The sequence below is a fragment of the Flavobacterium denitrificans DSM 15936 genome (assembly GCF_000425445.1).
In the GTDB taxonomy this organism is placed as follows: domain Bacteria; phylum Bacteroidota; class Bacteroidia; order Flavobacteriales; family Flavobacteriaceae; genus Flavobacterium; species Flavobacterium denitrificans.
On the sequence record NZ_KE384377.1, the window covers coordinates 347,271 to 369,858 of the forward strand.

The following is a 22,588-nucleotide window of genomic DNA, read 5'->3' on the forward strand; positions in this document are numbered from 1 at the left end:
ATGGAAGAAAATTTTAAAATGATAGCCAAATGTTTTTTTGGTTTTGAAGAAATATTAGAGAATGAATTGCGTGTGCTTGGTGCTCAAGATGTTGAGAAAGGCGTGCGAATGGTTAGTTTTAAAGGCGATAAAGGCTTTATGTACAAAGCCAATTTATCACTTAGAACTGCCCTTAAGGTATTGAAACCAATTTATTCTTTTAGAGCAAATAATGATCAAGCTTTATACAAAGGAATCTCAAGCATGAATTGGGCAAAATATTTGAATGCCAATCAAACTTTTGTAATTGATACTACGGTGCATTCGACTTATTTTAACCACTCAGAATTTGTTTCTCAAAAATGTAAAGATGCGATTGTTGACCAATTTAGAGAAAGAACGGGTCAGCGCCCGAGTATTGACAAACAGCATCCAGATTTAAGAATCAACATTCATATAGACAAAGATCAGGTTTCAGTTTCTCTAGATACTTCTGGAGCTTCGCTTCATCAGCGTGGTTATAGAACGGCTACGAATATTGCACCTATTAATGAGGTTTTGGCAGCTGGAATTCTTTTATTGTCGGGTTGGGACGGACAAAGCCATTTTCTAGACCCAATGTGTGGTTCTGGAACTTTCTTGGCAGAAGCGGCTATGATTGCTTGCAACATTCCAGCAAACATCAACAGAAGAGAATTTGCTTTTGAAAAATGGAAAGATTGGGATAATGATTTATTTGACAAGATAGTCGACAGTTTGATGAAAAAAACTAGAGAGTTTCATTATACAATCAAAGGTTTTGACAAAGCGCCGAGTGCGGTTAGCAAAGCTAAAGACAACATCAGAAATGCAAATCTTGACGATTATGTAACCATTCAAGAAGACAACTTTTTTGATACTGAAAAAGAAGTAGAAGGAAAGTTGCATATTGTATTCAATCCGCCTTATGATGAGCGTTTGGATATTCACATGGAAAGATTTTACGCTAGTATTGGCGACACCTTGAAGAAAAATTATCCTGGGACAAATGCTTGGTTTATTACAGCAAACTTAGAAGCCTTAAAATTTGTTGGATTAAAACCTTCACGAAAAATCAAACTTTTCAACGCAAGCCTTGAAGCGCGTTTGGTTAAATATGAAATGTATGAAGGAAGCAAAAGAACGAAATTTCAGGTTTCTGAATAAGTAACAAAGAGACAAAGTTTCAAAGTAGCAAAGATTTTAAAACTTTACCCGCTTTGAAAAAAACATGAAATCATAAGTCAAAATAAATAATTATAACGTTGTAAAGCTTTAAAGTTGTAAAGAAAAAACTTTGCAACTTTGTTACTTTGCAACTTTGAACTTAAAACAAATGACAAAACTACAAGTAAGAGGTTTTTTATATCAATTAGGAACTTTTGCAATTTTATTTATTGCAGGAAGATTTATAATTGACATGTATACAGGATTAACGGGAATTTGGATTCCGATGACAGCTTTTGTTGTGGCTACGATTATAGGACCAAAATTTCAAGCAGTAAGAACAAAAGATGGAGAAAAGCTTTTTATGAAATGGATTTTTATAAAAGGAATTAAAGAAATCGGATAATTTTTTTGAAGAGGCATTATGAGAAAAATAGGTCTTATTGGCGGAATTAGCTGGGTTTCTACTTCGGATTATTATAAGCTTATTAACGAGGGAATTAATGAAAAACTAGGAGGTTTGAATTTCTCGGAATGTTTGATTTATTCCTTCAATTATGCCGATATAAAAAGAAATAATGAAAACAACGATTGGGATTCGACTTTTAATATGCTTTTAAAGGGATGTGAATTCTTGAAATCGGGCGGGGCTGAAGCGATTGTTTTATGCGCCAATACGATGCATTTTATTGCCGACCGACTAGAAGAAGCTATTGATATTCCAATTATTCATATTGCAACTGCAACTGCTATTGAAATTCAAAAACAAGAAATTAAAAAAGTTGGTTTATTGGGAACCAAGTTCACAATGGAATTGGATTTCTTTAAAAATAAATTAGCAACAAAAGAAATAGAAGTGTTAATTCCAGAAAAACAGGAGGATAAAGATTTTATTCATTATACTATTTTTGAAGAATTAGGCAGAGGACTTGTAACCGATGAAACTAAAAAACGCTATATAGAAATTTCGAATGAATTGATTTCAAAAGGTGCCGAAGGAATAATTTTAGGTTGCACTGAAATTCCTTTAGTAATAAAACCTGAAGATTTATCAGTTCCTGTTTTTGATACAGCTTTGATTCATTCAAAAGCGGCGGTTGATTTTCAGTTGTCTTAATACGATTTATGATAAATAAAAAACCACAAATTCAGTATTTTTGAATTTGTGGTTTTTTATTTTATGCTAAAATGTTATTTTTTAGGAGCCGTTTTAGCTGGTGCTGGAATAACAGTTTTTTTCTTGTAAATAGGTATAAAGTAAGAAACCGTATAATTGAATCCAATTCCAAAACTGCCATCGTAGGTTCTGTTAAATCCTGGAATGTACAAATTGTCAAAACCATCTGGCTTTGAATTGGCAACCAACATTTTCAGCTGAACGCCAAAGCCAACAAATACGTTGTTGAATACTTTTGCTTTTACACCCATTGCAACTTCAATCCAGCCTGCAGTAAGTCCGCTGTATTTTTGATGTTCTGTAATAGGAGGCATTTCACCCCAGTACGGATTTGGGTTATAAATTTTATAGCTGTTTAATTCTTGACTAAAGGTACTGAATCCACCTCGTAAACCTATTGTGATTAAGTTTTCCATGTCAAGCCAGTTTTGATACAAATTGTAGTCAAAACCACCTTTAATATAAGTTCCAGTTGCACTTGAATTTAACCTATCGTCATCAGTCGTTTTGTCTTCAAAACCAAGTTCTGCTGCTAAATAGTATTTTTTTGTCAAGCGCCAGTCACCAACAAATTCTACTCCTTTATAATCTTTGTCATAAAAACCGCGAGTAAGTTTGTATAAATCAACCCCTACACGAAGTCCGTAGCGATCTGTTTTGATGCTGTCGGCTTTTTTCACTTCCTGCAATGCAGGTTTAGCAACGTTTTCAATTTTTTGTTTTTCTGGAACAATTTCTTTAGTTACTGTAGTTGTTGGTGTTTCCTGAGCATGACTCAAAAACATTGAAAACAATAAGCAAAAACTAGAAATATACTTCAATGTGTGTTTCATTTTCTGTTTCAATGTTATATTCTTTTACATAAATTTGTTTCATCCAAAAGCCTTTAGAATCACTATCTACCTTAATAAATGGAGATGAAATTGGAGGTCCATCTGAAAGAGGATTAAGTTGAAAAATAGTTTTAAAGCCACAAGCTCTTGAAACATAAAGGTTTTGATGTGCGTAATTAAATCGTACTTCGTCACTGTTTATAGCGGCGGCATTTTCATTACCAGAATCTAAAGTAAAAGTAAAAGTCGAAAAATCAGCATCTGTTTTTAATGGAATAGAAATTTTACTGCCGTTTGCCAGATACTTTGTTTCACCAGTTGCATTTTCATTAAAAATAATTCCTTCAGTCATGTCTTTTCCAATTACTTTTAAATTAGTAACTTCTTTGGAAGTTGACGGGCTATCAGCATCAAAAAATTCAATGACTAAACGCGGTGTTGTTGGAGTATCTGGATCACAAATGTCATCTTTCTCGCAACTTGATAAGCCAAAAGTAAAAAGCAATAAAACTGAAATTATTTTTCTCATTTATATTTTATTATCGAAGTTCTAAAAGTACGACATTTTCAACATGATGCGTTTGCGGAAACATATCTACAGGTCGCACTCGTGTAACTTTGTATTTTTCGTCCATTAAAGCCAAATCACGCGCCTGTGTAGCTGAGTTGCAGCTCACATAAACTACTTTCTTTGGAGCGATTTTCAAGATTTGATCAATTACTAATGCATGCATTCCATCTCTCGGCGGATCTGTAATAATTACATCCGGTTTGCCATGTTGTGCAATAAAAGCTTCGTTGAAAACAACTTTCATGTCTCCAACAAAAAACTCGCAATTCGTAATATTATTGCGTTCAGCATTTGCTTTAGCATCTAGGATTGCTTCAGGGACACTTTCAACTCCAATTACTTTCTTAGCTTTTTTAGAAACAAATTGAGCAATAGTTCCTGTTCCGGTGTATAAATCATAAACCGTTTCATTTCCTGTCAGTCCAGCAAAATCTCGTGTAATTTTGTATAATTCGTAAGCTTGATCTGAATTGGTTTGGTAGAAAGATTTAGCGTTGATACTGAATTTCAGCCCTTCCATTTCTTCCAAGATATAATCTCTGCCTTTGTAAAGCTTGATATCCTGATCGTAAATTGTATCGTTTTGTTTCGCATTTACTACATATTGTAACGAAGTAATTTGCGGAAATTTCTCGTATAAATGATCCAAAACCAATTCACGATTTGCTTTGTCATCTTCAAAAAACTGAATCAAAACCATGATTTCGCCTGTTGAAGCGGTACGAATCATTAAGGTTCTCAATAATCCTGAATGTTCTCTAGGATTAAAGAAAGCCAAATTATGCTCGTTGGCAAATGCTCTAATTTCATTTCTGATGGCATTTGAAGGATCTTCTTGCAAATGACATTTTTGGATATCTAGAATTTTATCCCACATTTTTGGAATATGGAAACCTAAAGCATTTCTGTTTCCTAAATCTTCCGTGCTTCCAATTTCTTTTTCAGTCAACCAACGACTGTTTGAAAATGAAAATTCCATTTTATTTCTGTAGAAAAACTGTTTTTCTGAACCTAAAATATCTTCAAATTCAGGAAGTTCAACTTTCCCAATTCGCTGTAAATGATTTTTTACTTCATTTTGTTTGTAATACAACTGTTGGCTGTATTTCATATTTTGCCACTTGCATCCGCCGCAAACACCAAAATGATCGCAGATTGGTTCGATACGATGTTTAGATAATTCGTGAAATTTTACGGCTTTTCCTTCGTAGTATGCTTTTCTTTTTTTGAATGTCTGTACATCAACAACATCACCAGGCACAACATTCGGAATAAAGATTACTTTTCCGTCTGGAGCTTTTGCAACTGATACTCCTTTTGCACCTGCGTCTAATACTTCAATTTGATGAAAGACAACTTTGTCTGTATTTTTTCTTCCCATAGCGCAAAAATAAGGGTTTGTAAACTTTTATAAATTTAATTTTCAAAATATTTTATCAAATTGTGTAATTTAACACATTAATAAAGTTTAAAAGTTAACTTTGTTTTCTGGCTATAACCCCAAACGCCACATTTTTAACCTATAGTATTGTTGTTTTTTATGAAGTTATATCATAATCTGTCACAAATCAGCTTTCTAAAAAAGAGCTACGTATTGAAATTTTTATTTGTCGCGTTTTTGGGAATACATATCCCATTAATAGGTATTTTGCTTTTTGTCCTATTTTCTTCGTACGATATTTCACCAACTTCTATTTTGTTTTTTGCATTAATCATGACGTTATTGGCAACTATTGTGACGTTGCTAGTTTTAAAGGAATTAATTAAGCCAATATCTATTGCTTCAAAATCTTTGGATGATTACCGAAACAATCGAAAACTTTCTGTTTTGCCAACTGAATATACTGACGAAGCCGGTTTGCTGATGTGTAACATCCAGGAATCAATTTATGAGTCTGAAAGTTTTATTAATGAAAAACAAGATTTGATTTATATGCTTTCGCATGATTTGAAAAATTTTGCTGGAAATCCACAAGGATTAGCAAAATTAATTTTAAGCGAAAATCCATCTGAGTCTGTAAAACATTTAGCAGAATTGATTTGCGAATCAACAAATTTGCAGTTCCGTTATATTGAAAACTTCATTAAGCTCTTGAAAGAGCAAGATCAGGTCGCAAAGCTGAATCCTGAAGCTAAAACTGTTGTGTTTTCGAATATTGTAGTTTTTATTAATGAACAAGTTGAGCAAAGACTTTTGGATAAAAACATTACAATGAGTCTGAGTTTGGAAATTGCTGAAGCCAACCTCAGGATTGAGGAAGGACTATTGGTTCAGGTTCTAGTAAATTTGATAAGCAATGCAATTAAATTCTCTTATTTTGATAGTGAAATCAAAGTCAGAATTTACAGTGAAGATTCGAGATTGAAAATTAGTGTTGCCGATAAAGGAGTTGGTTTTGATAAAACTCAAATCGAAGAATTGTTTAAGAAGTTTACTAAAATGAGCCGTTTAGGAACTGCAAACGAATTATCGACCGGAATTGGCCTGTATTTATGCAAAAAAATAATCGAACGCCACAAAGGTACACTTACTGCTGCCAGCGAAGGCAAAAATAAAGGAGCAGAGTTTAAGATTGAGTTTGAGGTTTAATTTGTTTCTTCTAGCAAATTTATTGTGTCTTAAAGGCGGCATTGTACAACAATGTCGGTTTTCCGTTAACACAGTCAACTCCAGTTGGAGGGATGGCCATATCACAAGGTGAAGAAATATTCCATTTTACATTAAATGCCGCTTCTGCGTCAGTGTATGCTTTTACTTTTGCTAAAAATTTTACCGTATCTATTTTTTTAGAATAAAGGATAAAGCCCATTGGCCCTCCGCAGGCTTTTGAGCCAATTGCGGTGAAAGCCCATTCTGAAGCATCGGTACAAGGTGTGGTATTTACTTGTGAAAGCACTACAATTTCCTTATGCATTTTTTCTAATTTTCGAGCATCTTTTTCTTTAGCATTGTCATCGTCATTGTTGCAAGAAACAAATGTTAGGCAAATTACTGCTAGTATAAAACTTAAGTTTTTCATGGAAGTGATTGTTGTTTAGTTTTATATATAGATTAACAAAATCAAAAAAGGTTGCGTCTGGAGAAAATCTTGTAAGCTTCTAAGGCACTAAGTTGCTAAGGTTTTAAACTTGGAATCTTAGCAACTTAGTGTCTCAGTATCTTAGGCTACCATAAATGATGTACAGCTGGTTTTACGTATTTTTCATAAATTGCATTCATTGCAACAATCTTTTCCGGACTTATTTTTGGAAGATCATAAACCGATAAATTTGATAAAACATGGTCTGCTTTTGAAGCACCTGGAATAATACAGCTAATTTCTTCAAAATTTAAAATCCATTGTAAAGCGATAGGAGCTAGGTTTGGATTTTCTGGAAATAAAGCTTTTAATTCTTCAACTGCTTTTAGACCCAATTCATAATCGATTCCTGAGAATGTTTCGCCTTTATCAAAAGCATCTCCGTTGCGATTAAAATTACGATGATCCTGAGGCTCAAAAATAGTTTTTGAATCAAATTTCCCTGTTAAGAGCCCGCTTGCCAAGGGGACACGCGCAATAATTCCGATATCTTTTTTCTTCGCTTCAGAGAAAAATAATTGAGAAGGACGCTGGCGAAACAAATTAAAAATTATCTGAACTGTAGTCACATTCGAATATTCAATTGCTTTTAAAGCTTCTTCAACTTTTTCTACGCTTACGCCAAGATTCAAAATTTTGCCTTGATCTTTTAAGCGGTCAAACAATTCAAAGATTTCTGGACGATAATAAACTTCAGTAGGAGGACAGTGCAACTGAATCAAGTCTAATGTTTCTAATCCTGTTCTTTTTAAACTGTCTTCAACAAATTTTTGAAGGACTTTTGGCTGATAGCCGTCATTCACATGCGGATTGATTTGGCGTCCGCATTTTGTAGCCACATAAACGCGTTCAGAACGAGAGCGCACGACGCGCCCAACAGCAGTTTCACTTAAACCATTTTCGTAAACATCGGCAGTGTCGATAAAATTAGCACCATTATCTATTGCTGTGTTTATAAGCGCATCAGCAGTTTTATCATCAAATCCTGATCCCCATTTTCCTCCAACTTGCCAAGTTCCAAGTGAGATTTCAGAGATATTAAAGTTGGTTTTTCCTAGTTTTCTGTAGTTCATTTTTAAGCTTATAAGGTTCTGAGTTGCTAAGATTCTAAGCTTTTATGTTCAGTTTTTTAAACTTAGCATCTTAGCAACTCAGAATCTTAGCCTCTTTTTTAATCAAATAAATCCGATGACAAATAACGGTCGCCACGATCACAAATAACCGCTACGACAACACCAGATTCTAATTTTTCGGCAATTTTCAAAGCAACAGCTACTGAACCGCCGCTGCTCATTCCTGCAAAAACGCCTTCTTCAAGTGCTAATCTTTTGGTCATTGCTCTGGCTTCTTCTTCGCTCACATCAATTACGGTATCAACTTTTGAAGCATCAAATATTTTCGGTAAATATTCCTGAGGCCATTTGCGGATTCCCGGAATTTGAGAGCCGTCGCTAGGCTGCGCGCCAACAATTTGAATCGAAGGATTTTTCTCTTTTAAATAAGTCGAAGTTCCAATGATTGTTCCTGTAGTTCCCATAGCTGAAACAAAATGTGTTACAGTTCCCTCAGTATCATTCCAAATTTCTGGCCCCGTTGTTTTATAATGTGCTTTCCAGTTGTCGTCATTTGCAAATTGATTTAGCATCAAATAGCCACCTTCTGCAACTTTTTTGTCGGCATAATCCCTAGAACCAATAATTCCATCTTCAGCTGGCGTCAAAATAACTGTAGCGCCATATGCGCGCATTGTTTGTGTCCTTTCTTTAGTAGAATCTTCAGGAAGAACCAGTTCGATTTCGATGCCAAATAACTGAGCAATCATTGCTAAAGCAATTCCGGTGTTGCCGCTTGTGGCTTCGATCAATTTATCGCCTGGTTTAATTTCGCCTCTTTCTAAAGCGGCTGCAATCATGTTATATGCTGCTCTGTCTTTCACGCTTCCGCCGGGATTGTTCCCTTCAAGCTTCAGCAACAGTTTTACGTTTTTATTTTTAACCAAATTGACAGTTTCCATCAGTGGAGTATTTCCAATTAGGTTTAGCAATTTTTGTGGACTCATTTTATTTTTTTTCTTTTATTTTTACTTCAGTTGTAGTGGTATTTAAAACGATCGAATCTTCAGGAATTGATTTGGTGATCCAGGCATTTCCACCTACTATACTATTTTTCCCAATAACAGTCTCGCCTCCAAGAATCGTTGCATTGGCATAAATGCATACATTTTTTTCTACAGTAGGATGACGTTTTGCATTTTTCATGTCTTTGCTTACGCTCAAAGCACCCAGCGTAACTCCTTGATAGATTTTTACATTTTTTTCAATAACTGTAGTTTCTCCAATAACAATCCCAGTAGCGTGATCAATGAAAAAAGGAGAGGCAATTTTAGCCCCAGCATGAATATCGGTACCTGTAATTCTGTGCGCATATTCGCTCATTAACCTTGAAAAAAGTAATAAATCAAGCAAATATAATTCATGACTTAATCTGTAAATGGCAATGGCATAAAAACCGGGATAGCCTAAATAAACTTCATCAATACTGTTTGAGGCAGGGTCATTTTCTAAAATATATTCCGCGTCCTGATTTAGTTTTTCTAAAACGGCAGGAAGTTTTTCAAGAAACTTGTCCCAAATTGATTCGCATAAATTTTCTGGTTTTTTGCAAGCCAAAACTGCAATTTCTTTAAAACGAATTTCAAGATCATTGATGCTTTTGTCTAAAGCGGCATTCGAATCAAATAGAGTGTAAAAAAGCTTTTCGGTAAAGTCTTCTGTTTTAGTTTTAATACCGTAGTTTATGTTAGAATGGCTCTTTAGAGCTTTTATATTTTGTATGATACTTTCTTTTGTCACAATCGAAAAATTGAGTGGATAATTTTGAAACGTTAAAAGTAAGGCGTTTTTTGTAAATAAGGGCATGAATTAACTAAAGAAATTTTGCGTTGCGGCTTGTATTTGTGATATTAAAAAGATTGCCGAAACATGAATTAAGATGTAACTCTTACGAAGTTAATTGCTTAAATTAGCTTTATAAAATTCCTAAAATGAAAAATAATTCAACTTTTAAAAGCGCAATTTCTGGTATTGAATTTTCAGAAAGTGAGAAAATCTGTGGAAAATCAATTCACGATCCTATTTTGAGTCTTATAACGAAAGATCACCCTTCGTTTTGTGATGATGACTGCATATCAGTACATGAATTGAACGAATATCGTCAAATGTATATTTCGAACTATTTGTCCCGTGAAATAGGAATGCTTTCTGATCTTGAAAAAAGTGTGATTTCTTCGCTGAAAGAAGATAAATCTATTGTTAGCATTGTTGAAGATGAAGAAGAATCAAGGAATCTTGGGCAGAAAGTAGCCGATAAGGTTGCTGATTTTGGTGGAAGCTGGACTTTTATTATTTCGTTTGTGCTTTTTATTGCAATCTGGATAGGTGCAAACGTTTGTATTTTGATGAACAAGGGGTTTGATCCGTATCCATTTATTCTGCTAAATTTGATTTTATCTTGTATTGCCGCACTACAGGCACCAGTTATTATGATGAGCCAAAATCGTCAAGAAGAAAAAGATAGAAATCGTGCTAAAAAAGATTTTATGATCAACTTGAAATCCGAATTAGAAATCAGGATGATTCACGATAAAATTGATCATTTGATTATGCATCAGCAACAAGAATTGATCGAAATTCAAAAAGTTCAAATCGAGATGATGAACGATATTTTGAATCAGATCAAAAAATAATCCTGAGATTTCGGGACAAATATCAAAAATAAAAGTGCTTAAGATAATAACCGCCGATGACAAAAATGAGGTTTATGAAAGCGAAATTCCAAACGGCTTTTTTGTATTTTTTTGATTTGTCGAAAAAGTAAAAAATCAGAAAACCAAAAAACAAAAGAGTAGAATAAAGCGCCGGATACATTTTAAAAGCATCTAAAAATTCGCCTCGAAAAAGTAAGAATAAAGCACGTTGAAAACCACAGCCCAAACAGTCAAATCCGAAGAGCATTTTGAATAGGCAAGGGATCATGAAATTTTCTAAATTCAAAGGGAATGTTTTTTACAATTTTACGAAAAAATATTGGATATCATTTCGAGGAAATTGAACTGCTATTTTAAAGTTTTATATTTTTGAACTCTTATACTGAAAAATAAATGAAAACTTTTAAAATTTTAATAATGATTCTTGCAATTGGAGTAGCACTTTATGAGCAAGTTTCGGACAAAAAAAATATCTATATCATGATTGTTGCAATTGTAGTTTTCATGTATGGAATGATGCAGCTAAGTGCAAAAACGCCAAGTAAAAATCAAGATAAAGACGAACAGGATGCTGAGTAAAGGAGATAAGGTTTCGGTTTTAGATGAAGCCATAAATGGAACAGTGGTTTCAGTTAAAAACAATGAAGTTTTGATTGAAACAGAGGATGGTTTTATGATGACATTTTTTGTCAATGAGTTGCTTAAAATTCAAGAAACCAGTAATTTAATGAATTCTATTAAAAGAATTAATTTAGATGAAATAAAAAAAGAAAAAACAGAGCCAAAACCGCGCAGTTTTGTAAAGGAAAAGAAAGATAAACGAGATATCGCGGTTCCAGAATTTGATTTGCACATCGAAAAATTAGTGCCAAATAAGCGTGGCATGTCGAATTATGATATTTTAACTTTGCAGACCGAAACCGCAAAAAGGCATATCGAATTTGCAATCAAAAACAGGATTCCAAAAATTGTTTTTATTCATGGCGTTGGCGAAGGAATTTTAAAAGCTGAACTTGATTTTTTATTAGGCCGTTATGACGGAATAGATTTTCAAGACGCCAATTATCAAAAATATGGTCTTGGAGCGACCGAAGTTTATTTTAGGCAAAACAATAAATAATTTTATTTTCATGTCTTAAAAAGCTGATTTAAAAGCATAAAAAAACATCCGTTTTTCGCCCTGATTTTGTTATTAAATCAGTTTGAAAAACGGATGTTTTTTTGTAGGAATTTAAGAATAGTTTTTAACCTTTTTTCTTTAGGTTGTTTTAAGGTTCAACAGTAGTTACTGTTCCTAAAACAAATTCAGTTGCAAGTTTAAAAGTACTGTTTCCTTGTTTCATTGAAGTATTTCTTAAAACTATTTTGTGCTTATAAACTTTAAGCGAGTGCGTTGTAGTTACCTCGATAATTCCACTTTCATTTGCTTTACCCGTAACACCCACCCAAGTATCTTTTACTGTAGGCGTCGTTGGCGTTGTGGTTGTACAATAATACTCCTTCGTTATCTCAGGTAAATTGTTGTTGTATGTTCTATAATAAACATTATTGGAAATAACTGCAGGGCTGCCAGTACTTAGATTGATCAAGCTTTTTCTCGGCTGTCCAATAGGAGTATCTACGTTTTGAATTAACGTTTTATCTAAATTTTCGATCACTAATGAATTTGATAAATTGTTATTGTAGACTTTAAGCTGCACGTCGCAATATTTTGCAACTTCGTCCGTAAAAGCAACTACAACTGGCGTAACACTTGTTTTAAAATCCCCAAAAGGATATTTGTCCTGTACTTGTACTGGGCCAGGCTTAGAGAATGAGACCCCTCTTAAAGTAATATTATGATTATATCCAGTAATTTCTGTGTGGCCATCTGCTGGAGCAGGATCTAAATAAATCGCTTTTGTCGCAATTTGAATTTTGCCAGAAAGGGCATACCATTCTTCGTTAATATTTGGCGTTGATGGAGGTATGGCGTCGCAAACGTTTGGTTTAGAAACGGCGCCATCATATGCTCTATAGAAAAAACGAAAGTTACTATTGTCGATATTATAAGCCAATGTATCTGTTGTTGTTGGCTCGTTTTTAAGACTGTTGGCAGGCATTTGCAACAACAATGATTCTTGTGGCTTAAGTTTATAGATCAAAGCATTAGTTGCAGGATCACAACTTGTAGCGGTCACATCATCAAAATCAATTGTTTCTACAGTTAAATCACCATCATCACAGCCATTTAATAAAAGCGCAAAGAATAGAAGGCTTGCATATTTTTTCATCGTAATTTTATTTGGGTCAAAAATAGTGAAAAATTTGGCAAATGATATTGAAGATTGGACAATTGATATTTCTTAACTTTGCAACAATGAAAAAAGTATATCTAGACAACGCCTCAACAAGTGCTATGCGCCCTGAAGTAATTCAGGAAATGACTAAAGTTATGACTGAAGATTTTGGTAATCCTTCTTCTACACATAGTTTTGGGCGAAACGGGAAGACCATTTTGGAACTTTCTAGAAAGAGCATCGCTAAACACTTAAACTGTTCTGCTCAGGAAATTATTTTTACTTCTGGAGGTACTGAGGCTGATAACTGGATGCTGCGTTCTGCTGTTGAAGATTTGAAAGTTGAACGAATTATTACTTCAAAAATAGAACATCACGCCGTTTTATATACAGTTTTAGCATTGGAATCTGATTATGGGATTCAGGTTGATTATGTAAATGTGAATCCAGATGGAAGCATCGATTTGACACATTTGTCTAATTTGTTGTCAGAAGATAAAAAGACACTTGTAAGTTTAATGCACGTTAATAACGAGACAGGAGCAATATTAGATCTTGAGCGAGTTGGCGTTATTTGTAAACAATACAATGCATTATTTCATTCAGATACAGTTCAGTCTGTTGGGAAAACCGAAATTGATCTTCAAAAACTGCCAATAGATTTCATTGTTGCAAGCGCTCATAAGTTTCACGGACCTAAAGGAATTGGATTTGCATTTGTTAGAAAAAATTCTGGTTTACAACCTTTAATTTTTGGTGGCGAGCAAGAAAAAGGCTTGCGTGCTGGTACAGAAGCTGTTCATCAAATTGCGGGAATGGCAAAAGCATTATCACTGTCTTATCAAAATCTTGATCAAGAAAGAAGTTATATTTCAGATTTAAAATCGTATTTGATCGAGCAGTTAGGCATCCACTTTCCAGATTTCAGAATTAATGGAAAAAAAGAAGATTTCTATAATATCATCAATATTATTCTTCCGTTTTCTTCAGATAAAACTTCAATGTTGTTGTTTAACCTTGATATGAAAGGAATCGCAGTTTCGCGCGGAAGCGCTTGCCAGTCAGGAAGCATCAAGCCATCGCATGTTTTAAAAGAAATGCTTTCTGAAACCGATTTAAAACTTCCAAATCTCCGAATTTCATTCAGCCATTATAATACCAAAGAAGATATTGACTGGCTGATTGAGAGTTTGAAAACTGTTTAAGCTTTTTTAAATTGACAATTATTAATTATCAATTATTTGCGTATTACTTTAACCTGAGAATCGTTAGTCAATTTGATGATTGTAGATGATTTTCCGTTGATCTTATCTTGATTTAGTTTCACAACATAATCAACTCCATTAATAATTTCTGGACTGATATCTTTGAAAGCAATTGGCGTAGGTTGTCCTGAAATATTTGCAGAAGTTGAAACCAAAGGTTTTTTCATTCTTTCCATCAATTTGTAGCAAAAAGGTTCTTTAACTAATCGAACGCCCAAAGATTTATCTGCTGCGATAATATTTGGAGCGACATTTCGGGCATCGTCAAGAATTAAAGTAGTTGGTTTATCTGCTAAATCCCATATTTGCCAAGCAACTTCAGGAATATTTTTAAAAACATTATAAATCATTTTTTCGCCATTCATCAAAACGATCATACTTTGTGTTTCTGCACGCTGTTTTAATTTGTAAATTTTTGCAACTGCTTCAGGATTAGTTGCATCACAGCCTATTCCCCAAACTGTATCAGTTGGATAAAGTATGATGCCGCCTTCTTTGATAACTTCGTAAGCTTTGATGATTTCTTCGTTCATGGTGAAATTTTAATGCTAATTTAAAGTGCAAAGATAATAATTCCGTTTTGTAGAGCTTCTTAATTGATCTTTTTATCTTTATTTTTGTAATTACACCCTTATATTTGCATACCTAAGAAATATTATAAAAAATATGAAAATACTGCACATTTCTGGAGCGAAAGCTTGGGGAGGAAACGAACAGCAATTGATCTATAGCATTCCTGAATTGAATAAATTAGAAATTGAAAATGTTGTTTTCGGAATTAAAGACACAGTGCTTGAAAAACTTTGCGTAGAAAATAATATTGCATTTATTCCTGCGAAAGACAGAAAGCTTGTTAAATTTTCAAATTATAAACAGTTTAAAGAATTGGTACGAGAGATTAAGCCCGATTTGATTCATCTTCATACCAGCAATTCTTTGACTTTTTATGTGTTGAGCAATTTGTTTCTGAAATTGAATGCAAAAGTTGTTTTCTCAAAAAAAGCAATCAGCGCCAGCAGTAGTTTCATCAGTAAATTTAAATACAATTCAAAAGCAATCGATGCTGTTTTTTGTGTTTCTAATGCTGTTAAGAATAATTTTTCGGAGGTTCTTTCTCCTTCAAATAAGCCTAAACTGACAGTTGTTCCAGATTGCGTTCCGTTGGAAATCTTAAACAAAAATACGGGTGTTAATTTAAGAGAAAAGTATAACGTTGCTGAAGGTAAATTTATAATTGGAAATATTGCCAATCATACCACGGCAAAAGATTTAGAAACACTTGTAAACACAGCAGATTATTTGGTTAATGTATTGAACAAAAAAGATGTTGTTTTTTTTCAGATTGGAAATTTTTCCAAACGAACAGATGACTATGTAAAGCTTGTTGCTGAAAAAAATCTTCAAGAATATGTGATTTTCACGAATACAATTGAGGATGCATCTAGTCTGAATAAGCAATTCAATGTTTTCTTAATGACATCGCAAAGAGAAGGAGGGCCTACTTCTGTTTTGGAAGCAATGTTGATTGGAGCACCAGTTGTTTCAACTCATGTTGGTATTGTGCCCGAAGTAATAACAAGCGGCAATAATGGATTTATTTCGCCAATTAAGGATTTTAAGAATTTGGCTGAAAATATAAATTTGCTTTTGAATGATGTAAATCTGCAAAAGGAATTTGTTGAAAAAGGTAAAATGACAATCAACAATGGTTTTATTGCTCCAGTAATAGCAAGAAAAACGGCAGACGCCTACAAAAAAATAATAAACTCATAGATCCTCATGATTGCAAAATTTAAATTTTCAACAGCTGTAAAAAGCTCAAAAGATATTCTCTCTCTTATTCAAAATTTTCAGACTTCTGGTGAACTTTTTGGAAACGGAGACCGAAATAAAATTAAATTATTTGATCTGGATGGAAAAACAATCAATATCAAATCGTTTAAAATTCCGAATATCGTAAATAAAATTGCATACAAATATTTTAGAAAATCAAAAGCTAGACGTTCATTTGAATATGCTACAATTTTGTTGGAAAAAGGAATTGGCACACCAGAACCTGTTGCGTTTCTTGAGAATTTCAATTTTATAGGTTTAAAAGACAGTTATTATGCGAGCGAGCATTTAGTAACTGAATTGACATACAGGGAATTAGTCGAAATTCCAGAATATCCAGACAATGACAATATTTTAAGACAGTTTACCAAATTTACCTTTGATCTGCATGAAAAAGGAGTAGAGTTTTTAGATCATTCCCCAGGAAATACTTTGATTAAAAAAACATCTGAAAGCCTGTATGATTTCTTTTTGGTTGATTTAAACCGAATGAATTTTCATGAAAATATGAGTTTCGAACAACGCATGAACAATTTTAGCCGTTTGACGCCTAAAAAAGAAATGATTGCGGTAATGAGCAATGAATATGCAAAGTTTTATACTGAAAAATCAGAAACTGAAATTTTTGAAAAAATGTGGCAGGCAACATCTGATTTTCAAGAGGAATTTGCAAGAAAGAAAAGGTTGAAAAAGAAACTGAAATTCTGGAAAACGTACTAATTTCCAGAGTGAATTTTTTTGAGCTCCTGAAAACGTGCAGCGACACTTAATGCATTCAAATAACAAATTATAACGCCTTTTTTGCCGTCTAAAAATCCAAAACGGATTAAATACTGGTTCAAAAATTGATAAGCTGGACGAATATAAAAATGAAAAAAGTTGGGTTTAGTGTTTTTTAGAAATTCTTCCTTCGCTTTTAATTGACCGTAAAAAATCATTTTTTGCTTGTAATCTTCAAAATTAGAATACGAATAGTGAATTAATCGGTTTTTTAATTTTGAAGTTTTTCCGGTTACGATAAGTTTTTCGTGAACGATTTTTTCATGATTATAAAAAGCGTTTTCTTTCTTAAAAAGACGAATAATTTTATCTGTCTGCCAACCGCTAAAACGCAATTTTTTGTCTTCAAACATAAAGTTTCGACGAACAAAATAAGCCGAAGCACTATTGCTTTGATGGATTATAAAACTGATTTCTTTTTGAAGTTCAGGAGTTAGCCGTTCATCTGCATCCAAAAATAGAATCCAAGAATGCGATGCCAAACTTAGGGCATAATTGCGTTGCGAAGCAAAATTGTCAAAGATGCGCTGTACAATTTTTACATTTTTGAAGCTTGATGCAATTTCAAAAGTTTTATCAGAACTGAAAGAATCGACCACAATAATTTCATCGGCAAAAGCCAAATCATCGAGAACTGGTTTTATATTCTGTTCTTCATTATAGGTAATAACCAAAGCCGTTAAAAATTGTTTCTGTGGCAAAATCATTGGGCAGAAACACTTAGGTTTTGATTAAGAAACAATTCGATTTTATCTTTAAAAAATTCAGGTTTGAATTCTTGATATAATGGCAATGCTTCTTTCTTAAACATTTTTTCAGTTTTCTGCTCAAATAAATCAGATCGATAGTCCTTTAAATGTACCGATAGGTGGTGTATTCCGTCTTCAAAAGTGGCCCAGATTTTCTTTTCAATCCAAGGAGAAAAAATGATAAATGAAGGTTTTTCCAACGCTTTTGCCATATTTATTGCGCCTCCGTCGTTTCCAATAATCAAATCACATTGGTTGACTAAACCAATAAAGGAACGCAAATCTCCGCCTAGCAAATCAAAATATATTTTTTGTTGCGTGGATGGTTTGCAAGTATCAAAAACAATTTTAGCTTCCTCAATTTGTTTTGGGAAATAGTTGAAAAGAATATTTACATCAAAATGATCAGCAATGTAATCAACAACTTTAGACATGAATTCTAAAGGATAAGTTTTTAATTTTTCGCTTCCTAAAAGGCTTATCATAACCGTTTTTCTATCTTTTCGAACATTGTGTTTTTCAAAAAGTGCAATTGCTTCTTGGTTTTCTTTTTCAGAAACAAATAATTTCGGAATTGGATCGGTTTTTATTTTTAGATTCAAAGGCTCTAAAAGGGACAAACGTCTTTCGATTGCCAAACCTAAATTGGTTTTTGGGAAAGGTTCAAACGGAACATTATCAGTGTATAAAAAATTCCTGCCCGGTTTTTTGTATGAAATTTTTCTTTTAGCATTGCTCAATAAAACCAAAATCCAGCTTTCTAATTTTGAATACGCATCAATTAATAAATCGTACTTTTCATTGCGAAGCTGAAAACCTAATTTCAATAATTCCTTTTTGCTTTTACGATGCTTTTCTTCAAACAAAATAATATTGTCAATACTTGGATTGCCTTCAAGAACAGGTGTCGTCGAGGCATAAACCAAATAATCTATTTGAGCTTCAGGATAAGCAGTACGCAAATTATTGCATATAATGCTGCTTACCAAAACGTCTCCAATCATTTTTTGTTGAATAACAAGTATTTTCATATTTAGAAAAACAAATCGTATTTATGGTTTACAAATTGAAGCAAAAAAAATCCAAATTCCAATCATTATCAATTGGAATTTGGATTTTTTAATTTGATTTTTTTTTTTTAATCTATACTGCAACGTCGTATTCACGAAGTGCATTGTTTAATGAAGTTTTCAAATCTGTAGATGGTTTGCGAGTTCCGATGATCAAAGCACATGGGACTTGGAATTCACCAGCAGCGAATTTTTTAGTATAACTTCCTGGAATTACAACAGAACGAGCAGGAACAAAACCTTTCATTTCAACTGGTTCATCACCAGTAACATCGATGATTTTTGTTGAAGCAGTCAAACAAACGTTAGCGCCAAGAACAGCTTCTTTACCAACGTGAACACCTTCTACAACAATACAACGAGAACCAATAAAGGCGCCATCTTCAATAATTACTGGAGCAGCTTGTAATGGCTCAAGAACACCACCGATTCCAACACCACCACTCAAGTGAACATTTTTACCAATTTGTGCACAGCTTCCAACAGTTGCCCAAGTGTCAACCATAGTTCCTTCGTCAACATAAGCACCAATATTTACATAACTTGGCATCAAGATAACACCGCTAGAAATATAAGCTCCGTAACGTGCAACAGCGTTTGGTACTACACGAATTCCTTTTTCAGCATAATTTCTTTTTAGCAACATTTTGTCGTGGTATTCAAAAATACCAGATTCCCATGTTTCCATTTTTTGAATTGGGAAATACATTACAACCGCTTTCTTCACCCATTCGTTTACTTGCCAGCCTTCACCAACAGGTTCAGCAACACGTAATTTTCCTGCATCTACTAGTTCGATAACTTCTCTGATAGCATCAGTTGTGGCAGTTTCTTGTAATAAAGCTCTGTTTTCCCAAGCTTGTTCAATTATAGTCTGTAAAGAATTCATAAGTTTTAATTTTTGGCAAAGATAACGTATTTGTGGAAAAGCGGAAAAGTAAAACCTTTTTGAAAATGTTATATATGTAACATTTTGTTTTTAATTTGATAAATAAGAAACATCAATGTAATTATTGTTGAAATTAAAAGCCATCAAAAGTTTTTTTTATATCAAAATATGACAAAAATCAGATTTTACCTTTTTTCTTCCAACTACTTTCGCAGCGTTAATTCTGAAAAACAGAAATAGAATTAATTAAAACCATTCCAAAAACAAATTTTATAAGCAGTATAGCATGAATCAAGAAAATCAGCTCCAGAACAAAATTGCAGTAATTGACAAAGAAGTCACTTGGGATAAAACGCAAGTTATTATGAGTAAAACCAATGCCTTTGGTATTATTGAATATGCCAATGAAGTATTTGTAGATGTTTCTGGTTACGAAGATTACGAATTGATGGGACAACCACATAATATTATTCGGCATCCTGATATGCCAAAAGTTATTTTTAAAGTGCTTTGGGAAAATCTTAAACAAGGGAGAAACTTTCATGCAATCGTAAAGAATTTGGCGAAATCAGGAAGGTATTACTGGGTAATAACCGATTTTGAAATTGCAAAAGATGAAAATGGTGCAATTGTGAATTATTTTGGAAGACGTCAATCTGTTCCTCAAGAGGTTGTTTCTCTTCATATTGAGCCTTTGTATAAAAAGCTTTTGCAGATTGAAGCGGCGAGCGGTGTTGAATTCAGCGAAAAATATTTAATTGGTTTTTTAGAAGAGAAAAAAAGATCATATGTCGAATATATTAAGGAGTTGATTTTCGAGCATGAAAAAGCACAGCTGAAGTTTGCGCAATATGAAGAACAGGCTGATGACGAAGAGGAAGAAGAAAGAGGTTTTTTTAGAAGATTATTTAATAGGTAGATTCGATTTTTTAGGTTTTGAATATTTTGGAAAAATCCGCTTTTGAATTTTTAAAGCGGATTTTTTTGTTTTTAAATTTAAATAAGAAAGTATGGTATGTGTGTATTTTGAAAAGCTAAAACCAAAATGATTATCTTTGAAAAAAAATAAAATGCCAAGAATTCTTTCCATAGACTACGGACAAAAGCGCACTGGAATTGCTGTTACTGATGAAATGCAAATTATCGCTTCGGGCTTGACTACGATTCCAACTCACACTTTAATCGATTTTTTAAAAGATTATTTTGCCAAAGAAAAAGTCGAAACGGTTTTAATTGGCGAGCCAAAGCAAATGAACGGACAACCTTCAGAAAGCGCTTCTATAATAAAAGGTTTTGTAACTCATTTTTCAAATATTTTTCCAGACATGAAAGTGATTCGAGTTGATGAACGTTTTACTTCAAAAATGGCATTTCAAACGATGATCGATAGCGGACTGAGCAAGAAACAGCGTCAGAACAAAGGACTGATCGATGAAATTTCTGCAACGATTATGCTTCAAGACTATCTTTCTTCTAACCGTTTTTAAGTTTAAGGCTTAAAAATTTCACTTTATTTAGAAAAAAATATGATTTCCTAACTTTTATCATGCAAAATTTAGTTTTTTTTTGCGATTGAAAAAAGTACCTTTGCATTTTTAAAAACAAATACTGTTATGCCTGACAATACAATACGTTCCAATAGTGATGTCGTGCTTATTGGAGCTGGAATTATGAGTGCAACTCTTGGATTAATTTTGAAAGAGCTGCAACCAGATATTAAAATTGAAATTTACGAAAGACTAGATGTTGCGGCGGCTGAAAGCTCTGATGCATGGAATAATGCTGGAACTGGACACTCAGCTTTTTGTGAGTTAAATTATACACCAGAAAAAGCGGACGGAAGTATTGATCCTAAAAAAGCAATCAGTATAGCAGAATCTTTTGAAATTTCACGCCAGTTTTGGTCTTATTTGGTACAAGAAAAGAAAGTACCATCTCCTGAAAATTTTATAAAAAGTGTACCTCATATGAGTTTTGTATGGGGAGATAAAAATGTTGAATATCTAAAAACAAGATTTGCGGCATTGCAAAGCAATCCAATTTTTTCTGAAATGGAATTCAGCACTGATTTTGAGCAATTGAAAAAATGGATGCCTCTAGTAATGGAAGGTAGAGAGGATAACCAAAAAATAGCGGCTACTCGCATGGAAATTGGTACCGATGTTAATTTTGGTGCTTTGACCAGAAGTATGTTCAATTATCTTGAAAAATTAGATGGTGTAAGTTTATATTTTAATCACGAAGTAAAAAAATTAAGACAGCGTGAAGATAAATCATGGAGAATCAAAATCACGGATCTTTCTACTGGACAAAAACGTAAAGCATACACAACTTTTGTATTTATTGGAGCAGGAGGAGGCTCATTGCCATTATTAGAAAAAGCTGATGTTCCAGAAGGAAAAGGATACGGAGGATTTCCGGTAAGTGGCCAATGGCTAAAATGTACAAATCCGGAGGTTATTGCAAAACATCAGGCGAAAGTTTATGGAAAAGCAAGTGTTGGAGCTCCTCCAATGTCTGTTCCGCATATCGATACACGTGTAATTGATGGCGAAAAAGCATTGCTTTTTGGTCCGTTTGCAGGATTCTCAACTCGTTTCTTGAAAAATGGTTCTTATTTAGATTTGCCATTGTCTATTAAGTCAAACAATTTAATTCCGATGTTGGCGGCAGGATATCACAATATTCCGTTGACAAAATATTTAATCGAGCAAGTGCGTCAGTCTCCAAAAGACAGAATGAAAGCACTTCGCGAATATTTGCCATCAGCACGTTCAAAAGATTGGAAACTTGAAAAAGCAGGTCAGCGTGTCCAGGTTATCAAAAAAGATGAAAAAGAAGGTGGTGTATTAGAATTTGGAACTGAAGTGATCAATACGCATGACGGAACGCTTGCTGTTCTTTTAGGGGCATCTCCAGGAGCATCAACAGCTGTTGCGATTATGCTTGATCTTATCAGCAGATGTTTTAAAAATCAAATTAAAACTCCTGAATGGCAAGCAAAATTGAAAGAAATGATTCCTTCTTATGGTCAAACATTAAATGACAAGCCAGAACTTTTGGCTAAACTTAGAAAAGAAACTTCTGAAGTTTTGAAGCTTAATTAAGCTTTAAATTATATATAATAATAGC

The 22,588-nt window shown here is 33.6% G+C and carries 26 protein-coding genes; 13 read left to right on the top strand and 13 right to left on the bottom strand.

Going from position 1 to position 22,588, the window contains the following annotated elements:
• The 3 genes from H600_RS0113340 to H600_RS0113350 all read left to right on the top strand — a co-directional run bounded on the left by H600_RS0113340 (nucleotide 1) and on the right by H600_RS0113350 (nucleotide 2,281).
• Nucleotides 1-1,164, top strand: coding sequence for a THUMP domain-containing class I SAM-dependent RNA methyltransferase (locus tag H600_RS0113340; RefSeq protein WP_026729250.1), 1,164 nt, complete (start codon nucleotides 1-3; stop codon nucleotides 1,162-1,164).
• A 169-nt stretch (nucleotides 1,165-1,333) separates the two neighbouring features.
• Complete coding sequence (locus tag H600_RS0113345; protein ID WP_026729251.1) at nucleotides 1,334-1,570, top strand: hypothetical protein; 237 nt, start codon at nucleotides 1,334-1,336, stop codon at nucleotides 1,568-1,570.
• Between the two features lie 18 nt (nucleotides 1,571-1,588).
• Nucleotides 1,589-2,281 (top strand): aspartate/glutamate racemase family protein, encoded by a 693-nt coding sequence (locus tag H600_RS0113350; protein ID WP_026729252.1) that lies wholly within the window; start codon nucleotides 1,589-1,591, stop codon nucleotides 2,279-2,281.
• A gap of 74 nt (nucleotides 2,282-2,355) precedes the next feature.
• Here the strand turns inward: H600_RS0113350 and H600_RS0113355 are convergent, their stop codons facing one another.
• The 3 genes from H600_RS0113355 to rlmD are packed head-to-tail and all read right to left on the bottom strand — an operon-like array spanning nucleotide 2,356 to nucleotide 5,126.
• Nucleotides 2,356-3,174, bottom strand: a complete 819-nt coding sequence (locus H600_RS0113355; RefSeq protein WP_026729253.1) for a DUF6048 family protein — start codon at nucleotides 3,172-3,174, stop codon at nucleotides 2,356-2,358.
• Nucleotides 3,146-3,703 (bottom strand): DUF6452 family protein, encoded by a 558-nt coding sequence (locus tag H600_RS0113360; protein ID WP_026729254.1) that lies wholly within the window; start codon nucleotides 3,701-3,703, stop codon nucleotides 3,146-3,148. The genes H600_RS0113355 and H600_RS0113360 overlap by 29 nt, the downstream gene beginning before the upstream one ends.
• Before the next feature lie 10 nt (nucleotides 3,704-3,713).
• Nucleotides 3,714-5,126: a 23S rRNA (uracil(1939)-C(5))-methyltransferase RlmD gene (gene rlmD, locus H600_RS0113365; RefSeq protein ID WP_026729255.1), complete on the bottom strand. Its 1,413-nt coding sequence runs from the start codon at nucleotides 5,124-5,126 to the stop codon at nucleotides 3,714-3,716.
• Between the two features lie 213 nt (nucleotides 5,127-5,339).
• Between rlmD and H600_RS0113370 the strand changes: the two genes are divergently transcribed.
• Complete coding sequence (locus tag H600_RS0113370) at nucleotides 5,340-6,335, top strand: sensor histidine kinase (RefSeq protein WP_245176568.1); 996 nt, start codon at nucleotides 5,340-5,342, stop codon at nucleotides 6,333-6,335.
• A 19-nt stretch (nucleotides 6,336-6,354) separates the two neighbouring features.
• On the opposite strand, the gene H600_RS0113375 is transcribed toward H600_RS0113370, so the two are convergent.
• From H600_RS0113375 to epsC, 4 genes are all read right to left on the bottom strand, one after another.
• Nucleotides 6,355-6,765, bottom strand: coding sequence for a hypothetical protein (locus tag H600_RS0113375; RefSeq protein ID WP_026729257.1), 411 nt, complete (start codon nucleotides 6,763-6,765; stop codon nucleotides 6,355-6,357).
• A gap of 146 nt (nucleotides 6,766-6,911) precedes the next feature.
• Nucleotides 6,912-7,898 (bottom strand): aldo/keto reductase, encoded by a 987-nt coding sequence (locus H600_RS0113380; RefSeq protein WP_026729258.1) that lies wholly within the window; start codon nucleotides 7,896-7,898, stop codon nucleotides 6,912-6,914.
• 98 nt (nucleotides 7,899-7,996) lie between these two features.
• Nucleotides 7,997-8,884, bottom strand: coding sequence for a cysteine synthase CysM (cysM, locus tag H600_RS0113385; protein ID WP_026729259.1), 888 nt, complete (start codon nucleotides 8,882-8,884; stop codon nucleotides 7,997-7,999).
• A gap of 1 nt (nucleotide 8,885) precedes the next feature.
• A complete protein-coding gene (epsC, locus tag H600_RS0113390) occupies nucleotides 8,886-9,677 on the bottom strand; it encodes a serine O-acetyltransferase EpsC (RefSeq protein ID WP_026729260.1) in 792 nt (263 codons plus the stop codon).
• A gap of 191 nt (nucleotides 9,678-9,868) precedes the next feature.
• Here epsC and H600_RS0113395 point away from each other — a divergent pair, with 191 nt between their 5' ends.
• Nucleotides 9,869-10,570 (top strand): DUF1003 domain-containing protein, encoded by a 702-nt coding sequence (locus H600_RS0113395; RefSeq protein WP_026729261.1) that lies wholly within the window; start codon nucleotides 9,869-9,871, stop codon nucleotides 10,568-10,570.
• Nucleotides 10,571-10,592: 22 nt separating this feature from the next.
• Here H600_RS0113395 and H600_RS0113400 read toward each other — a convergent pair whose 3' ends face one another.
• Nucleotides 10,593-10,859: a DUF2752 domain-containing protein gene (locus H600_RS0113400; protein WP_342446975.1), complete on the bottom strand. Its 267-nt coding sequence runs from the start codon at nucleotides 10,857-10,859 to the stop codon at nucleotides 10,593-10,595.
• Between the two features lie 125 nt (nucleotides 10,860-10,984).
• Between H600_RS0113400 and H600_RS0113405 the strand changes: the two genes are divergently transcribed.
• Both H600_RS0113405 and H600_RS0113410 read left to right on the top strand, forming a co-directional pair.
• The gene (locus H600_RS0113405; RefSeq protein WP_026729263.1) at nucleotides 10,985-11,170 is read left to right on the top strand and encodes a hypothetical protein; all 186 of its coding nucleotides are present in this window, start codon (nucleotides 10,985-10,987) and stop codon (nucleotides 11,168-11,170) included.
• The gene (locus H600_RS0113410) at nucleotides 11,160-11,711 is read left to right on the top strand and encodes a Smr/MutS family protein (protein WP_026729264.1); all 552 of its coding nucleotides are present in this window, start codon (nucleotides 11,160-11,162) and stop codon (nucleotides 11,709-11,711) included. Before H600_RS0113405 ends, H600_RS0113410 begins: the two co-directional genes overlap by 11 nt.
• A 148-nt stretch (nucleotides 11,712-11,859) precedes the next feature.
• On the opposite strand, the gene H600_RS22555 is transcribed toward H600_RS0113410, so the two are convergent.
• Entirely contained in the window at nucleotides 11,860-12,864 is a 1,005-nt protein-coding gene (locus H600_RS22555) for a hypothetical protein (RefSeq protein ID WP_051234424.1), read from the bottom strand.
• An 86-nt stretch (nucleotides 12,865-12,950) separates the two neighbouring features.
• Here H600_RS22555 and H600_RS0113420 point away from each other — a divergent pair, with 86 nt between their 5' ends.
• Nucleotides 12,951-14,075 carry a cysteine desulfurase family protein gene (locus H600_RS0113420; protein ID WP_026729265.1) on the top strand — a complete coding sequence of 375 codons (1,125 nt, stop codon included), beginning with the start codon at nucleotides 12,951-12,953 and terminating at the stop codon, nucleotides 14,073-14,075.
• A gap of 32 nt (nucleotides 14,076-14,107) precedes the next feature.
• Here the strand turns inward: H600_RS0113420 and H600_RS0113425 are convergent, their stop codons facing one another.
• On the bottom strand, nucleotides 14,108-14,668 hold the full coding sequence (locus H600_RS0113425) for an L-threonylcarbamoyladenylate synthase (RefSeq protein ID WP_026729266.1): 561 nt from the start codon (nucleotides 14,666-14,668) through the stop codon (nucleotides 14,108-14,110).
• 133 nt (nucleotides 14,669-14,801) lie between these two features.
• On the opposite strand from H600_RS0113425, the gene H600_RS0113430 reads away from it, so the two are divergent.
• Entirely contained in the window at nucleotides 14,802-15,908 is a 1,107-nt protein-coding gene (locus H600_RS0113430) for a glycosyltransferase family 4 protein (protein WP_026729267.1), read from the top strand.
• Nucleotides 15,909-15,914: 6 nt separating this feature from the next.
• A complete protein-coding gene (locus H600_RS0113435) occupies nucleotides 15,915-16,688 on the top strand; it encodes a hypothetical protein (protein WP_026729268.1) in 774 nt (257 codons plus the stop codon).
• Here the strand turns inward: H600_RS0113435 and H600_RS0113440 are convergent.
• The 3 genes from H600_RS0113440 to H600_RS0113450 all read right to left on the bottom strand — a co-directional run bounded on the left by H600_RS0113440 (nucleotide 16,685) and on the right by H600_RS0113450 (nucleotide 19,456).
• Nucleotides 16,685-17,455, bottom strand: a complete 771-nt coding sequence (locus H600_RS0113440) for a glycosyltransferase family 2 protein (RefSeq protein WP_026729269.1) — start codon at nucleotides 17,453-17,455, stop codon at nucleotides 16,685-16,687. The two genes, H600_RS0113435 and H600_RS0113440, sit on opposite strands and share 4 nt — an antisense overlap.
• On the bottom strand, nucleotides 17,452-18,528 hold the full coding sequence (locus H600_RS0113445) for a glycosyltransferase family 9 protein (RefSeq protein WP_026729270.1): 1,077 nt from the start codon (nucleotides 18,526-18,528) through the stop codon (nucleotides 17,452-17,454). The genes H600_RS0113440 and H600_RS0113445 overlap by 4 nt, the downstream gene beginning before the upstream one ends.
• Before the next feature lie 112 nt (nucleotides 18,529-18,640).
• Complete coding sequence (locus H600_RS0113450; protein WP_026729271.1) at nucleotides 18,641-19,456, bottom strand: 2,3,4,5-tetrahydropyridine-2,6-dicarboxylate N-succinyltransferase; 816 nt, start codon at nucleotides 19,454-19,456, stop codon at nucleotides 18,641-18,643.
• 286 nt (nucleotides 19,457-19,742) lie between these two features.
• Here H600_RS0113450 and H600_RS0113455 point away from each other — a divergent pair, with 286 nt between their 5' ends.
• The 3 genes from H600_RS0113455 (at nucleotide 19,743) to H600_RS0113465 (ending at nucleotide 22,563) form a co-directional block, all read left to right on the top strand.
• Entirely contained in the window at nucleotides 19,743-20,375 is a 633-nt protein-coding gene (locus H600_RS0113455) for a PAS domain-containing protein (protein WP_026729272.1), read from the top strand.
• Between the two features lie 151 nt (nucleotides 20,376-20,526).
• Entirely contained in the window at nucleotides 20,527-20,943 is a 417-nt protein-coding gene (ruvX, locus tag H600_RS0113460) for a Holliday junction resolvase RuvX (RefSeq protein ID WP_026729273.1), read from the top strand.
• A gap of 126 nt (nucleotides 20,944-21,069) precedes the next feature.
• Nucleotides 21,070-22,563 carry a malate:quinone oxidoreductase gene (locus H600_RS0113465; protein ID WP_026729274.1) on the top strand — a complete coding sequence of 498 codons (1,494 nt, stop codon included), beginning with the start codon at nucleotides 21,070-21,072 and terminating at the stop codon, nucleotides 22,561-22,563.
• Nucleotides 22,564-22,588 lie beyond the last annotated feature (25 nt).